This is a genomic window from Rathayibacter agropyri (assembly GCF_013249015.1).
In the GTDB taxonomy this organism is placed as follows: Bacteria; Actinomycetota; Actinomycetes; order Actinomycetales; family Microbacteriaceae; genus Rathayibacter; species Rathayibacter agropyri.
The window spans coordinates 92,067-106,118 of record NZ_JABRPL010000006.1 but is presented as its reverse complement, the minus strand read 5'-3'; the positions used below and the strand labels follow the sequence as shown (position 1 = coordinate 106,118).

Sequence of the window (14,052 nt, the reverse complement as noted above, 5' to 3'; positions counted from 1 at the left end):
CGGGGTGGTGGCCTAGACATCGGGCCTGCCGGAATTTAGCGCTCCTGCGCGCGGGGTGCTGCGGGCCCGAGGATCTGGGGGAGGTTCCGCTCGTACTTCCGCACGAACTCCTCCCACGCTACGGGGGCGTTCCACTGAAGGAACGGCACGAGATGCGCAAACCCGAGGCTGATGGTCGTGACGGAGAAGAGGCGCTTGCGCCGAACGTCGTAGACCTGAAGTCCGCCGTACCAGCCTGCTGCCGGAATGATTCTGGCGATGTCGTGGACGGGGATAGACCGCCGGCGCCCTATCATCGGGACGCTGTTGATCCGATCGGCGAGGAGGGTGACCCGGAATCGCGCGAGCGCGCTCGCCAGCAGGATCATCAGAGCGCCGAGGACGACCATGACGATGCTGGCGATGAGCATCTCCGTCTCGTTGGGTCTGGTCGCTGCGATGACGGTCATCAGGGCGCCGAGCACGGCGACGATGATGCCGACGACCCGGTTCACGACGATCTGCGAGCGTCGGAACGAGAGGACGACGGCGTCGTCCGGTGCGGCGGAGATCCGCTCGTCGGGACGCTTGCGATCGCGCCGCCGAATGACAAACAGGACGATCGCGGGGATGGCGACGGAGGCGGCAGCCGCGACGGCCGCGGCGGGAAAGTGAGAGTACATACACCGAGGCTAGGGAGGTGGCCGCTTTCGGCGTCACACGCCGGCGCGGGGATTGCTCCTGCCGCGCCGTTCCCGCGGTGGGAAGCGCCAAGTTGCCAGTCCCCCTAGCCCTTCTCTCACCAGGGGGCTTGTACTTCGGCTGATGCGGAAGCTTCCTGCGGTCCCGCAGGAATGGCGATAGTGAGGATTCCGATGACTGAGTACAGGTACGCAGCGACCGTTGAGCGCGACGGCCGCTGGTGGCTCGTGACGATCCGCGAACTGGACATCGTGGGGCAGGCGCGCGGACTGGGCGAGGCGGACGCGGTCGCCCACGAGATAGCGGCGCTCGCGGTCGGGGTCGCGGTGGACGAGGTCACCGTGGAGGTCACCGTGCGGGTCACGCCCGAGGCGGAGGAGCTGTGGCGCGAGGCGGAGGAGGCGGAGCGCGAATCTCGAGCGGCCCAGGAGCGCTCTGCGGCGGCGCGGCGTCGAGCGGTGGCCATCGCTCGCGCGGATAGGTACTCCCTTGAGGCAACCGCGGCCGCGTTCGGGGTCTCTCGGACCCGGGTTCAGCAGCTTGAGCGGGCCGCTGCCTCCTGACCCGCGCACAACGTCAGCTGAGACGCGATCTCATCCACCATCGTCGATGAGAGGGGCTCTCAGCCGACGTTGTGCGGCGCCCATCCGGTTTCGGATCGGGTCTCGCGGGGAAGTGGAGGAGTGCACGCCCCCGGAGCCGCACCGCGACTCCGCACCTGAGAGGAACCCGCCGTGGTCGCCATCGCCCCCCTCCGAGAGCCCTTCGCCGGAGTCGAGAGGATCGCTGTGCTGCGCGGCGGCGGACTCGGCGACCTACTCTTCGCGCTGCCCGCCGTCGAGGCGCTCGCGGCGGCGTACCGGGGGGCGGAGATCACGCTGCTCGGCACGCCCGCGCACCGGGTGCTGCTCGAGGGTGTGGAGTCGCCGGTGGCACACGTCGAGATCCTGCCGGTTGCGCAGGGCGTCCGGGACGGCGAGGGCGAGGATCCGCAGGCCGTCGAGGACTTCACCGAGCGGATGCGCGCGCACCAGTTCGACCTCGCCGTGCAGCTGCACGGGGGCGGGCGCTACTCCAACCCCTTCCTGCAGCGGCTCGGCGCGCGGCACACGATCGGGTCGCGCACCCCGGATGCCGTGCAACTCGAGCGCACGATCCCCTACGTCTACTACCAGCACGAGATGCTGCGGGGGCTCGAGATCGTCGGGCTCGCCGGTGCCCCTGCGACCCGGCTCGAGCCGATCCTGCACGTCGATCCCGAGCGGCGTGACCGCCTCGCCGCCGCGCTGCCGGCGGGTGGTTCGCTCGTGGTGATTCACCCGGGAGCGACCGACCCCCGCCGCCGCTGGCCGAGCGCGAATTTCGCGGGGGTGGCGCGGGCGCTGCTCGCCGACGGGGCGCGCGTCCTCGTCGTGGGGGACGCCTCCGACGTGCCCGCGGCCGACGAGATCGTGGCTGGCGCGCCCGGCACCGTCTCGTGGGCTGGCGCGGTCGAGTTGCCGGACCTCGCTCCGCTGCTCTCGCTCGCCGACCTGGTGCTCGGCAACGATTCAGGGCCCCGGCACCTGGCCGCAGCAGTCGGGGCACCGACCGTCGGGATCTTCTGGGTCGGCAACGCGATCAACGCCGCTCCACTGGGCAGGCAGCGCCACCGCGTTCAGTTGAGCTGGACCACGCGCTGCCCGGTCTGCGGGCGCGACGCGACGCAGGTCGGCTGGACCGCTCCACGGTGCGAGCACGACATCACCTTCGTCGCGGACGTCCGCGTTGAGCCCGTGCTCGACGACGTCCGAGCCGTCCTCGCCGCCACCCGCTGAGCCCCCGCGCGAGATCGCGGGAGCCGGGACGGGGGTCACGGCCAGGACGGCTCCTCCTCGTGCGTGATGACGAGCTCGCGGACTTCGCAGCCGCGGGGCTGGCCGAGGATGAACATGACTGCGTTTGCGACGTTCTCCGGGTCGTTCAGCAGCGCGTCGGGGCCGGGCTTGTACTGCTCGTCGCGGTCGTCGAAAAAGCGCGTCTTCATGCCGGAGGGGATCAGCGTCGTGACGCCGATCTCGCCCTTGGTCTCGGCAGCGAGCGCCCGGGTGAAGCCGAGCACGCCGAACTTCGACGCGCAGTAGGCGGTCGCATCCGACACGGCCTTAATGGCCAGCGAGGAGGCGACGGTCACGACCCGGCCGTGGGTCTCGGTGAGGAAGGGCAGCGCCGCACGGACGACAGCCGCAGTGCCGAGCAGGTTGACCGAGATGACCCGCTCCCACTCCTCCGGCTCCACATCGACCAGGCGGCCGCAGCGGTCGATTCCGGCAGCGGTGACGACGGCATCGAGCCCGCCGTGCTCCCGCGCGATCTCGGCGACCGTCTTCTCGGCCTCGCGGGTCTTCGCGACGTCGACCTGGTAGGCGGCGACGCCCTCCTGCACGGCCGAGACGTCGCGGTCGAGCACGATCGGGGTACCGCCCGCCGCAGTGACGGCGGCGGCGACCGCCGCACCGAGCCCGGATGCTCCTCCGGTAATCAGGACGCGGCCAAGGGGGGTGGGAGTGGTGCTCATGGTTTCCTTCTGTGCTCATCGTTTCCTGCGGGGGCGGTCTGGGGGGCCTCGTGGGCCGCGGGTCAACCGACGCGCGCGAGCGCGGCAGCGAGATGGGTGGTCGAGCGGCCGGGGTGATAGGGCACGGTCAGGACTCGGCCGCCCCACTCCGCCACCGTCGCCGTTTCGGGCAGGGACTCGGCGGAGTAGTCGCCGCCCTTCACCCAGACGTCGGGGCGGATGCGGCGAAGCGCCTCGTCCGGCGTGTCCTCGCCGAAGACCAGCACGGCGTCCACGCACTCCAGGGCGAGCAGCAGGTCGACGCGGTCGTCCTCGGGGATGATCGGCCGCGCGGCACCCTTGAGCCGGCGCACCGAGTCGTCCGAGTTGAGGCACACGATCAGGCAGTCGCCGAGCGCGCGAGCGGCCGAGAGGGTGCGGGCGTGACCGGCGTGCAGCAGGTCGAAGCAGCCGCCGGTCGCGACCACGGTGCCGCCCGAGGCGCGCACCGATTCGGCGACCCGCAGGGCGTCGACTCCGCCGCCGTGCAGGGGAGCGGCGTCGGCGGGAGCGGCGAGGGAGGCGACTCCGCCCGCCAGCAGGTAGGACCCGGCGTCGGTGACCGCCGCCTGAACCGCCTCCGAGGGGCTCACGCCCTGAGCGAGCGCGACGGCAACGGAGGCGGCGAACCGGTCGCCCGCTCCGCAGGGGTCGGTCGGCGGTACGGCCGCGGCGGGCACGACGACCGGCACTCCCGCGCCGCGCGAGCGCAGCAGAGCGCCGGAGGAGCCCATCGTCACCGCGACGGCGCCGCAGCCCCATCGCTCCAGCAGCGTGGTTGCGGCCGACTCGGCGAGCGTCACTCCGCGGCCGGTTGCGCCCGAGAACGCGGTCGCCTCGGCGAGGTTCGGCGTCGCGAGCGTGGTCGTGGCGACCGGCTTCGAGCCGCGCGGATGCGGATCCCAGACCAGCGGCACCGAGAGCGCGTCGAGCGCCGCGCGCAGCGACGGGTTCTCGGTGAGTCGGCGGCCATAGTCGGCGACGACGACCCCGTCTGCGTCGCCGAGGGCGGCAAGCATGTCGTCCGTGACGGCGGGGACCGGGGGCCGCTCGCAGCCGCGGTCGATCCGCACGACGGCGTGGCCCGAGGCGGCGACCCGCGTTTTCACGGGTGTCGGCGCACCAGAGGGACCGGCGACGACGCGGACGCCGTGCAACTCGGCGCGCAACTCGGCCACGTCCGGGTCGGAGTCGTCGGCGAGCGCCGTCACGAGCGTCACGTCGTGGCCGTCGCGCACCAGCATCCGCGCCACGAGCCCGGCGCCGCCCGCGCGGGCGCTGCGGACCGACACATCGACCACGGGCACCGGGGCGTCCGGGCTCAGTCGCTCCGCGGGCCCGGAGAGGTCGACGTCGAGCATCACGTCACCGACGACGACGAGGCGCAGCCGGCTCATGAGGCCGCCGCCATTCGCGCGCGGATCCGGTGCTCGAAGGCCCGGCAGAGCGCGTGCACCAGGACGAGCTGCGCCTCCTGCACGTTCGCGCCGTGGCCGTCGAGGGCAATCGACTCGTCACAGAGGTCGGTCAGCGGGTTCGGTCCGTCGCCGGTCAGTGCCCACGAGCGGGCCCCGGCCGCGCGGGCTGCCTCGGCGGCGTGCAGCAGGTTGGCGCTGCGTCCGCTGGTCGAGAGCAGTACGACCACGTCTCCGGTACGGGCGTGGGCCGTGACCTGGCGAGCGAACACGTGGTCGAAGCCGTAGTCATTGCCGATCGCGGTCAAGCTCGAAGTCTCGGCGTGCAGCGAGAGTGCCGAGAACGGGATGCGGTCGCCGTCGAAACGGCCGACCAGCTCCGCGGTGAGGTGCTGCGCCTCCGCCGCCGAGCCGCCGTTGCCCGCGGCGAGCAGACGGGCCCCGGAGTGCAGTCGGTCGGCGAGTTCTGTGCCCCACGCGGCGATCCGCTCGGAGTGGCGCTCGAGCTGCGCGACCACGTCGAGCGAGCGCGCCACATGGTCGTCGACGAGGCGCCGAACGGCGTCCGTCGGGGTGTCCAGAACGGTGTCGATAGTCATCGTCGCGGAGCCGCCTTCCGGGTGGTGGGGGATGAGGGTGCGCTTGTGGCGCCGGTGAGGACCGACTCGTCGCCGATCCCCGCGAGGGTCGTGAGGTAGGCGCGCTCGGTGTCCGTGGCGACGCGGTCCCAGGAGTAGCGGGCCTCGACGCGCTCGCGGCCCGCGACCCCGTAGGCGCGGGCTCGTGTGGGGTCTGCGAGAAGCGAGGTGAGCGCGGCAGCGAGGGCGATGGGGTCGCGCGGGGGCACATGCACTCCGGTGACGTCCTCGACCACGGTGTCGATCAGTCCGCCGACCGAGGAGGCGACGACCGGCACTCCGCACGCCATCGCCTCGAGCGGAGTGATGCCGAACGGCTCGTACCAGGGCGCGCAGACCATCACGTCGGCCGAGCGGAGCATCGCGGGCATCGCCGTCTGCGAGAGCTGGCCGACAAAGTCGACGCGGTCGGCGACTCCGAGCTTCTCGGCGACCCCGTGCAGCCGCTGATACTCGGGATCGGCCGTGAGCGCGTCGCCCGAGCCGGAGCCGCCGACGACGACGAGCTCGGCGTCGTGGCCGGCCGCGACCAGGAGGGAGAGTGCCTCGATCGCGATGCCCATGCCTTTGCGGGGCACGAGGCGTCCGATGGTCATCAGCCGCGGTCGCTCGCCGCGCGGCGCGACCGGGCCGTCGACGGTGAATCGGTCGATGTCGACTCCGCAGGGCACGACCGAGATGCGCGAGGTCGGCACGCCCAGACCCTTCAGCTCGAACGCCTCATCGGAGCAGGTGGCGACGATGCCGTCTGCCCGCTGGCCGACGCCCGGCTCGAGCCAGGCGCGCTCTTCGGGGCTCGTGTCCAGCGCGCCCTGTTGACGGCGCTTGACAACGCCGAGGGCGTGGAAGGTGTGCAGTACCGGCACGCGGCGCCCGGTGACGCGCTCCACCCGGTCGGAGGCGTCGAGCGCCGCAACCCCGGACATCCAGAAGTGGCTGTGGACGAGGTCCGGTCGCTCCTCGAGCCACTCCTCGGCGAGGTCGACCGCGAAGTCACCCATGAAGGGAAGCAGGTCGTCCTTCGGCACCCGGCGCGGCGGTCCGGCGTCGATGTGCACGACCTCGACACCCGAGGTGAAGGGCACCCGGCGGGGGAGGGAGGGGTCGTCGCGGCGCGTGTAGACCACGACGCGGTGGCCGCGGCGGGCGAGCGCGTCGGCAAGCGCCGCGACGTGCACGTTCTGGCCGCCGGCGTCGACCCCGCCGAGCGTCGCGAGCGGGCTCGCGTGCTCCGAGACCATCGCGATCGTGAGCGGACGCGCCGCCAAAAGCTGGTGCTTCATCGTGTGCTCCCTTCCAGGGCGGGCGGCGCCGTGCGGCGACGCGGAAGATCGGCTAGGAGCTCATCCCAGTCGCGGTGGAATCGGGCGAGGCTGTAGCGGGCGAGGGCGGCTTCGCGGGCCACGGCCCCGGCGCGGGCGGCGCGATCCGGGTTCTCGATCAGGGTGCGGGCCGCGGCGACGAGGGCGTCGAGGTCGTTCGTGATCGCTCCAGCCTCGTGCGGCACGGCCCGTCCCGCCTCGGTGACGTCGAGCGCGACGACGGGCATGCCCAGGTGCATCGCCTCGAGCAGTGCAAGGCCGAGCGACGTCCAGCGGAACGGGTGCAGGTAGACCCGACGGCGGGCGAGCGCGGCGTGCATCGCCTGCGTGCGCAGGTCACCGAGCACGGTCACCTCCTCGAGCCCTGGTAGCTCCGCGAGCCGGTCGGTCTTCATCCCGAACACATCGAGCGGAGCGACGGCCCCGAAGCGGGGGAGCAGGTCGGTACCGGCGACGCGTCCGCGGCGGACCGGCTCGTTGACGACGACGCCGAAGTGAGCAAGCTCGCCGGTGTAGAGGGGCCCCGGGTCGTGGATCCCGTGCTCGATGACGGTCGTCCTGGTCGAGCCGGTGTCCCACATCAGCGCGTTGAAGTGGGTGACGTGCACGATCAGCAGGTCGTCGCGGTCGGCGAGCGGATGCCGAGTGGTAGGCACGTCTCCGCGCGGAGTGTTGTGCTCGACATAGACCGCGGGGACGTCGCGGCCGAGTCGGCGGCCGAGCAGGCGCTCCGCCTCGGCGAACTCGTCGGGGCGCTGGAGGAGGACAGCGTCGATGTCGGTGTCGTGCAACTGCTCCGGGGCGATGTCGACGGCGTTCGGCCAGTCGCGTCCGCCGGTACCCAGGCCCCAGCCGTCGCGGGCCGCAGTGCGGGGCAGCACGAAGGTGTGCGACCCGCGGACGAACGCGTCCGTCCAGCCGCCGTGCACATGCCAGAGCAGGATCCTCATGCGATCGCCTCTCTCGTGGGGGTGGGAGCCGGGAGGGTGGCGCTGAGCCGGAGCGCGGCGGCGACCGCCTCCTCGGCGCTCACCCCCGCGAGGCAGGGGTGGCCGGGAACAGGGCAGACGCGCGCCCGCGAACCGGCGCAGGCCGCCTCCTGGTCCCCGAGCAGCGCGACCGGGACTCCGTAGGGCGCCCAGCGAACGGCGGGGACGACCGGAGCGAACAGGCTGACAACGGGGGTGCCGACCGCCGCGGCGAGGTGCGCGGGGCCGGTGTTGCCGCTGATCACCACCTCGGCGCGGGCCAGGACCTCCGATGCCCCCGCGAAGTCCGTCGCCCCACCCAGATCGATCCCGCGGCTGCCGGCGACCTCGGCTGTCAGCGCCCGCTCGCCCGGCCCCCCGGTGACAACAACGGCGAGGCCCGCGTCGGCGAGCAGCTCGACCGCGCGCGCCGCGTTGGCCGCGGGCCAGGCTCTGGCCGGCACCGCGGCTCCGGGATGCACGACGGCGTAGCGGCCGACGTCCACGAGTGCAGCGGGGAGGATGCCCTCGCGGCGCACCAGCAGGCGGCCGTCGTCGCCCGCGGGCAGCGTGAATCCGGCCGCCGCCGCGATGGCCAGCGCGCGCTCCGGCTCCGGCTGGTCCTCCGCCAGCGTCTCGCCCGGAACGAGGCGCACATCGAGCAGAGCTCCGGCGAAGTCGACGGAGGCGCCGGAGATCCGGGCGACTCCGCAGAGGCGCAAGAGCAGCGCGAGCGGCAGCGGCGACTGGTGGAAGGACGTGAGGATCACGGCCTCGTCGGGGCTGAACTCTGCCACGATCGCGCGCAGCTCATCGACCAGCTCAACGTCGACGGGCCGAGAGGCGTCGCCGATCCACGGGCACCACCACGTGCGCACCGCCACCGGCCCGGGGAGCAGCGCCGCCGCGGCTGCGCCCTGGGGTCCGCTCAGCAGCAGCACCTCCGCCTCCGCCGCGATCGCCCGGATCGCGGGACCGCAGAGCAGCACGTCGCCGGCGCTGTCGAGCCGGGCGACGAGGACACGGCGCCTCACTCGGAGTCCCCGTCGGGTTGCATCGCGAGCAGCAGCTCGACGGCCTCGAGGAGCGTCGCCGCGTGCAGCGGAGCGGCGGCCACCTCCTCCGAGCGCGTGACCGGAGTCGGCACCAGCACTCCGCGGGCTCCCGCAGCCGCGGCGGCGCCCATGTCGGCGCCGATGTCGCCGATCACGGCCAGGGAGTCGACGGGCAGTCCCAGCGCCTCGGCGGCGTCCAGCACCATCCCGGGCGCGGGCTTGCGGCACGCGCAGCCGTCATCGGGGCCGTGCGGGCAGAGCATCCAGACGTCGAAACCGCCGAACAGCTCATCGACACGGCGGTTCACGGCTTCGGCCTGCGCGCGGTCGAGAAGGCCGCGCGCGATGCCCGACTGGTTCGTGACGACTCCCAGCGCAAGTCCCGCCTCCCGCGCCCGCTCCACCGCATCCAGCGCGGTCGGCATCGGCGAGACCCGTGATGGGTCACCGTTGTAGGGCACGTCCACCACAAGCGTCGCGTCGCGATCGAAGAGGATCCCGCGCAGGGTCCGCACGCGCTCGTCGGCGCCGTCGGCGCTCCGCAGGGAGGAGTCGTTCACTCCTTCCTCGTACCCCGAGACCGAGGATGTAAACCCCCACCGAGAGAAGTCGTCCTGCTCGGGCGCGTCGCAGAACGGATCAGCCGACCGCGCGTCTGAGTCCCGCGCAACGGGGTACGGGGGACCCGACAGGAAGGAGGCGCCGTGCGCGCTCTCACCGACCCGGACGGGACTCCGGAGATCCTCGCCCTGCGCGCCCTCAAGCTCGGCGACCTCCTCGTGGCGGTTCCCGCGCTGAAGGCGCTGCGCCGCGGCTTCCCCGAGCACCGGCTGATCCTGGCCACCACGCCCTGGCTCGAGCCGATCGTTGATCTGATCGAGGGCCTGGATGCCCTGGTGCCCACGCTGCACGGCCTCGACGACCCACTCCCGATGGCCCCCGGGCGTGTCGAACTCGGGGTCAACCTGCACGGCAACGGTCCGGAGTCGCGACTGCGGCTGCGCGAGATCGCCCCGCGGCGAACGCTGGAGTTCCGCGTCCCTCGGCTCGATCCCGGCGCCGGCCCCCACGATCCGCGTCCGCTCTGGATCGACGGAGAACTCGAGCGCGCCCGCTGGGCCCGCCTCGTTAACTCCATCGGCCTCGACGCCGACCCCGAAGACGTCGCCCTCACCGTCCCCGCCGCGCCCGCGCCGATCGCCGGGGCAGCCGTCGTGCACATCGGCGCGTTCTACGGCTCCCGGGAGTGGCCAGAGGAGCGCTTCGCCGCGGTCGCCCGTGCGCTGACCGCCGAGGGGCACCGCGTCATCTACACCGGAGGCGCGAACGAGGCCGACCGCGCCCGCCGTGTCGCCGAACTGGCCGGTACGGGCGAGGCCCTCGCGGGCGTTCTCTCCCTGAGCGACTTCGCGGCGGTCATCGCGGCAGCGGAAGTCGTCGTCACCGTCGACACCGGAGCCGCCCACCTCGCGTCGGCTTACGGCATCCCCTCCGTCGTCCTCTTCGGACCCGCGCCGCCCGAGGCCTGGGGCCCGCCCGTCTCCGGCCCGCACGTGGTAGTGACCGACGCATCCCTGCGCCGCGGCGACGTCTTCTCGGCCGAACCCGATCCGGCGCTGCTCGCCGTCCAGGTCGAGGACGTCCTCGCGGCCCTCGCCTCGCTCCCCTCGAGTGCCGAGGCCCACCTCAGGCGGTCTTCAGTCGCGCGGCAGGCCGGACGGCTGTGACGGAGGTGACGCGAGCGCGCGCGACGCGGGGCTGATGGCTGCGCGAAGGGGCGCCCAGACGGTCAGCGAGCTGCGCCAGTATCCTGCGCTGCAGGCGCGAAACCTGCATCTGCGTCGTCCCCAGCGTGTCTGCGATCTGCTGCTGCGTCCGCTCCTCGACAAATCGCATTCGGAGGAGTTCGCGCTGCCCGTCGTCGAGCTCGGCGAGCGCTTCGGCCAGGCCGTGCCGCCGATCGATCTCGAGTAGCCGCGCGTCCTCGCCGCCGATCGTCTCGGCCAGCCCGACCCCACCCTCGCCGACACTTTCGTCCAGCGAGAGCGGATGACCGGCGGAGCGCGCGTCTGCGACCTCGGCTACGTCGACCCCCAGTCGGCGGGCGATCTCCTGGTCGGAGGGATGGCGTCCGAGTTCCTGAGCGAGCTCGTCGGCCACGACGGCCGAGCGCCGGTGCAGCTCCTGCACTCCGCGCGGCGGGCGGATCATCCAGCCCAGGTCGCGCAGATGGCGCTTGAGTTCGCCGGTGATGGTGGGGACGGCGAACGCCGCAAAGCTCTCACCGCGTTCGGGGGTGAAGCGCCGGGCGGCCTTGACCAGGCCCACGTAGGCGACCTGGCGCAAATCCGCCCAGTCGCCTCCTCCGCGCGACACTCGGCGGGCCATCGCCTCGGCGAGCCCGAGGTGGTCGAGCACTATGCGCTCGCGGATCCTTTTTCCTTCGGCGTCTTCGGCCCCGGCCGCCGCCTGGAAGAGCGAGAGGGTGCGCGCATCCTTCTCCGCGCGGGCCGACTCGGTGAGGACTATGCGGTCCCTACCGACATCCAGGTCGATCATGCTCATCCGTGCTCCTTCCGGGCAGGCTCCCGCGGACCTCGGGCGCGGCATGCGGAGCCGTGCTCGGACGGACTCGGCGGGAAGCCCTCGGCATAGAGCACCACTGCTCCGTGCTCCGCGTCAGTCCGTTGACGAGAAGCACGCTTCGCGGTAGGAGTGCTCGCCTCCCGGGCGACCGCAGCCCCCGCCGGATAAGATCGGCGGCGTATGTCTGAGCTCACTCCGCCCCTGGATCGCGCGCCGGACGCGCACCCGTTTACGACCGCGACCGGGAGCGACGTCCGTGTCCGCTTCTGCCCGTCTCCCACCGGGACCCCGCACGTCGGCCTCATCCGCACCGCCCTGTTCAACTGGGCCTACGCGCGGCACACAGGAGGCACGTTCGTCTTCCGCATCGAGGACACCGACGCCGCCCGCGACAGCGAGGACAGCTACGAGCAGATCGTGGACGCGCTGCGCTGGTTGAAGCTCGACTGGGACGAGGGGGTCGGAGTCGGCGGCCCGCACGGCCCGTACCGCCAGTCGGAGCGCACCGATGTTTACCTCGACGTGGTCCAGCGCTTGCTCGCCTCGGGGCACCTCTACGAGAGCTACTCCACCGCGGAGGAGATCGACGCGCGCAATGAGGCGGCCGGCCGCGCCAAGCAGCACGGCTACGACAATCACGACCGCGACCTCACCGAGCAGCAGCGCGCCGCCTTCCGCGCCGAGGGCCGAGCGCCCGCGCTCCGCCTTCGCGTCCCCGACGCCGATCTCTCCTTTGACGACCTCGTCCGCGGCCCGATCACTTTCCCCGCGGGGTCATTCAGTGACTTCGTCGTCGTGCGCCCCAACGGTCAGCCGCTCTACACGCTCGTGAACCCCGTCGATGACGCGATCATGCAGATCACCCATGTGCTCCGCGGCGAGGACATCCTGCCCTCCACCGCCCGACAGATCGCGCTCTACCACGCGCTGATCGACATCGGAGTCACGACCTTCGTGCCGCGCTTCGGCCACCTCCCCTACGTGATGGGCGAGGGAAACAAGAAGCTCTCCAAGCGCGACCCCTCAGCGAACCTCTTCCACCATCGCGACCGCGGCTTCATTCCCGAGGGCCTGATCAACTACCTGGCCCTCCTGGGCTGGTCGCTGACGCACGACCGCGATGTCTTCTCCATCGAGGAGATGGTCGCCGCCTTCGACGTGGTCGACGTGAATCCCAACCCCGCCCGCTTCGACCTCAAAAAGGCCGAGTCGATCAACGGCGACCACATTCGCCTCCTCGCCGTCGATGACTTCACCGAGCGGACTATCCCGTACCTCGTCTCCGCGGGCGTGCTCACGGGCCAGCCCACGCCAGAGCAGCGCGCCGTGCTCGACGCCGCCGCCCCGCTCGTGCAGGAGCGGATCGGCCTGCTCGGCGAGGCTCCCGGGATGCTCGGCTTCCTCTTCACCACGGCCGAGGCGCTGACCTACGACGAGGACGCCCGAAAGGGCCTCCCCGCACACGCGGGAGAGGTGCTCGCCGCCGCGGTGGGCACGCTCGAGCTGATCCCCGAGGGCGAGTGGCTGACCGCCGCGATCCAGGAGGCGCTCGCCTCCGCCCTGATCGAGGGCCTCGGCCTCAAGCCGAGGATTGCCTACGGGCCGCTGCGCACCGCGATCTCCGGGCGCCGCGTCTCGCCTCCGCTGTTCGAGTCGATGGAGATTCTCGGCAAGGCGGAGTCGATCGCCCGCCTGGACCGCCTCTCGGCGCACCTCACCGCCGCCCGGCCGGCCTGAGCATGGCGGAGGCGATCGGAGGCCGGTACGACGTCGTCGTCATCGGCGGCGGCCCGGCCGGGCTCTCGGCCGCCCTCAACCTCGTCCGCGCCCGCCGCAGCGTCTTGCTGCTCGACAGCAACCGTCCGCGCAATGCGGCCACCCTGCACTCGCACGGCTTCCTCACCCGCGACGGCATCTCCCCGCTCGAGTTGCGCCGCCTCGGCCGCGAAGAGTTCGAGCGCTACGAGGCTGCCGAGGTGCACCACGCCCTGGTTACCTCCGTCGAGCGCTCCGGCGGCGAATTCGTTGTCGGCGCGCGGGGCGTCCGCGGCAGCGCCGATCGATCGGTCCTCGCGACCGCCGTCGTTGTCGCCGCGGGGCTTCTGGAGCGGCTGCCCACCCTGCCGAACCTGCGCGCGTACTACGGCACCGCCGTGCACAGCTGCATGGAGTGCGACGGCTACGAGAAGGCGGGCGAGGCGCTCGCGCTGATCGGCGAGACTGACGACCTGGCCGAGCGCGCGATGCTGCTCTCGCAGTGGTCGACCAACCTCGTCGTGTTCACCAACGGAGTCGGAGTCGTCAGCGACGCCGACGAGTCCGTGCTCGCGTCCGTCGGCATCCGCGTCGATCGCCGCCCGGTCGCCGACCTCGCGGGGGAGCGCGCGGTGATGACCGGCGTACTGCTCGCCGACGGTGATGTCGTCCCGTGCACCGGCGCCTTCGTGCGTCCCGTCTGGACACCCGTCCTCGACTACCTCGACGCCGCCGGCCCCGAGCGCGACGCCGACGGCTTCCTCCGCGTCGATGCGGGTGGTCGCACCACTGTGCCCGGCCTCTACGCCGCGGGGGAGGTCACCGCTCCCGGACCCCAGCAGCTGATCGTGGCCGCCGGATCAGGCGCCCAGGTCGCGTCCGCTCTCAACCGCGACCTCGTGCGCGCCCGTCTCGGCGAGGCCGCTCCCGAGTCGGAGGGCTCCGTCGTGCGCGGCTCGATTTGAGCGGCATGGCTCCGTAGGGTACTGTCTTACCTCGGCGCCCGGATCCTGGTCCGCTCGTCACCTGGTCTCCG

14 protein-coding genes are annotated in these 14,052 nt (G+C 72.3%); 5 read left to right on the top strand and 9 right to left on the bottom strand.

What is annotated here, in order from left to right; all coding sequences use genetic code 11:
* Positions 1-35: 35 nt before the first annotated feature.
* Positions 36-662 carry a hypothetical protein gene (locus tag HRF29_RS13265; protein WP_173249314.1) on the bottom strand — a complete coding sequence of 209 codons (627 nt, stop codon included), beginning with the start codon at positions 660-662 and terminating at the stop codon, positions 36-38.
* Positions 663-854: 192 nt separating this feature from the next.
* Here HRF29_RS13265 and HRF29_RS13260 point away from each other — a divergent pair, with 192 nt between their 5' ends.
* Entirely contained in the window at positions 855-1,244 is a 390-nt protein-coding gene (locus HRF29_RS13260; protein WP_173249313.1) for an antitoxin HicB, read from the top strand.
* A gap of 171 nt (positions 1,245-1,415) precedes the next feature.
* Positions 1,416-2,498: a glycosyltransferase family 9 protein gene (locus HRF29_RS13255; protein WP_173249312.1), complete on the top strand. Its 1,083-nt coding sequence runs from the start codon at positions 1,416-1,418 to the stop codon at positions 2,496-2,498.
* A gap of 35 nt (positions 2,499-2,533) precedes the next feature.
* On the opposite strand, the gene HRF29_RS13250 is transcribed toward HRF29_RS13255, so the two are convergent.
* From HRF29_RS13250 to HRF29_RS13220, 7 genes are all read right to left on the bottom strand, one after another.
* Positions 2,534-3,238: an SDR family oxidoreductase gene (locus tag HRF29_RS13250; RefSeq protein WP_173249311.1), complete on the bottom strand. Its 705-nt coding sequence runs from the start codon at positions 3,236-3,238 to the stop codon at positions 2,534-2,536.
* A gap of 62 nt (positions 3,239-3,300) precedes the next feature.
* Complete coding sequence (locus HRF29_RS13245; RefSeq protein ID WP_173249350.1) at positions 3,301-4,665, bottom strand: PfkB family carbohydrate kinase; 1,365 nt, start codon at positions 4,663-4,665, stop codon at positions 3,301-3,303.
* A 5-nt stretch (positions 4,666-4,670) separates the two neighbouring features.
* Positions 4,671-5,291: a D-sedoheptulose-7-phosphate isomerase gene (locus HRF29_RS13240; protein WP_173249310.1), complete on the bottom strand. Its 621-nt coding sequence runs from the start codon at positions 5,289-5,291 to the stop codon at positions 4,671-4,673.
* The gene (locus HRF29_RS13235) at positions 5,288-6,613 is read right to left on the bottom strand and encodes a glycosyltransferase (protein ID WP_173249309.1); all 1,326 of its coding nucleotides are present in this window, start codon (positions 6,611-6,613) and stop codon (positions 5,288-5,290) included. The genes HRF29_RS13240 and HRF29_RS13235 overlap by 4 nt, the downstream gene beginning before the upstream one ends.
* Entirely contained in the window at positions 6,610-7,602 is a 993-nt protein-coding gene (locus tag HRF29_RS13230; protein ID WP_173249308.1) for a glycosyltransferase, read from the bottom strand. The genes HRF29_RS13235 and HRF29_RS13230 overlap by 4 nt, the downstream gene beginning before the upstream one ends.
* Positions 7,599-8,654, bottom strand: coding sequence for a glycosyltransferase family 9 protein (locus HRF29_RS13225; protein WP_173249307.1), 1,056 nt, complete (start codon positions 8,652-8,654; stop codon positions 7,599-7,601). The genes HRF29_RS13230 and HRF29_RS13225 overlap by 4 nt, the downstream gene beginning before the upstream one ends.
* Positions 8,651-9,235, bottom strand: a complete 585-nt coding sequence (locus tag HRF29_RS13220) for a D-glycero-alpha-D-manno-heptose-1,7-bisphosphate 7-phosphatase (protein WP_343043745.1) — start codon at positions 9,233-9,235, stop codon at positions 8,651-8,653. Before HRF29_RS13220 ends, HRF29_RS13225 begins: the two co-directional genes overlap by 4 nt.
* 144 nt (positions 9,236-9,379) lie before the next feature.
* Here HRF29_RS13220 and HRF29_RS13215 point away from each other — a divergent pair, with 144 nt between their 5' ends.
* A complete protein-coding gene (locus tag HRF29_RS13215; RefSeq protein WP_173249306.1) occupies positions 9,380-10,402 on the top strand; it encodes a glycosyltransferase family 9 protein in 1,023 nt (340 codons plus the stop codon).
* On the opposite strand, the gene HRF29_RS13210 is transcribed toward HRF29_RS13215, so the two are convergent.
* Positions 10,362-11,240 carry a sigma-70 family RNA polymerase sigma factor gene (locus tag HRF29_RS13210; RefSeq protein WP_173249305.1) on the bottom strand — a complete coding sequence of 293 codons (879 nt, stop codon included), beginning with the start codon at positions 11,238-11,240 and terminating at the stop codon, positions 10,362-10,364. The genes HRF29_RS13215 and HRF29_RS13210 overlap by 41 nt on opposite strands.
* A 201-nt stretch (positions 11,241-11,441) precedes the next feature.
* On the opposite strand from HRF29_RS13210, the gene gltX reads away from it, so the two are divergent.
* Entirely contained in the window at positions 11,442-12,998 is a 1,557-nt protein-coding gene (gene gltX, locus HRF29_RS13205; protein WP_173249304.1) for a glutamate--tRNA ligase, read from the top strand.
* A gap of 2 nt (positions 12,999-13,000) precedes the next feature.
* Positions 13,001-13,981 (top strand): NAD(P)/FAD-dependent oxidoreductase, encoded by a 981-nt coding sequence (locus HRF29_RS13200; RefSeq protein ID WP_173249303.1) that lies wholly within the window; start codon positions 13,001-13,003, stop codon positions 13,979-13,981.
* Positions 13,982-14,052 lie beyond the last annotated feature (71 nt).

Bases quoted from the DNA above. Each gene is read 5' to 3' on its own strand.
- HRF29_RS13260 (WP_173249313.1), top strand. From the start codon at position 855: ATGACTGAGTACAGGTACGCAGCGACCGTTGAGCGCGACGGCCGCTGG.
- HRF29_RS13250 (WP_173249311.1), bottom strand. From the start codon at position 3,238: ATGAGCACCACTCCCACCCCCCTTGGCCGCGTCCTGATTACCGGAGGA.
- HRF29_RS13210 (WP_173249305.1), bottom strand. From the start codon at position 11,240: ATGAGCATGATCGACCTGGATGTCGGTAGGGACCGCATAGTCCTCACC.
- gltX (WP_173249304.1), top strand. From the start codon at position 11,442: ATGTCTGAGCTCACTCCGCCCCTGGATCGCGCGCCGGACGCGCACCCG.
- HRF29_RS13200 (WP_173249303.1), top strand. From the start codon at position 13,001: ATGGCGGAGGCGATCGGAGGCCGGTACGACGTCGTCGTCATCGGCGGC.
- HRF29_RS13240 (WP_173249310.1), bottom strand. From the start codon at position 5,291: ATGACTATCGACACCGTTCTGGACACCCCGACGGACGCCGTTCGGCGC.
- HRF29_RS13265 (WP_173249314.1), bottom strand. From the start codon at position 662: ATGTACTCTCACTTTCCCGCCGCGGCCGTCGCGGCTGCCGCCTCCGTC.
- HRF29_RS13230 (WP_173249308.1), bottom strand. From the start codon at position 7,602: ATGAGGATCCTGCTCTGGCATGTGCACGGCGGCTGGACGGACGCGTTC.
- HRF29_RS13235 (WP_173249309.1), bottom strand. From the start codon at position 6,613: ATGAAGCACCAGCTTTTGGCGGCGCGTCCGCTCACGATCGCGATGGTC.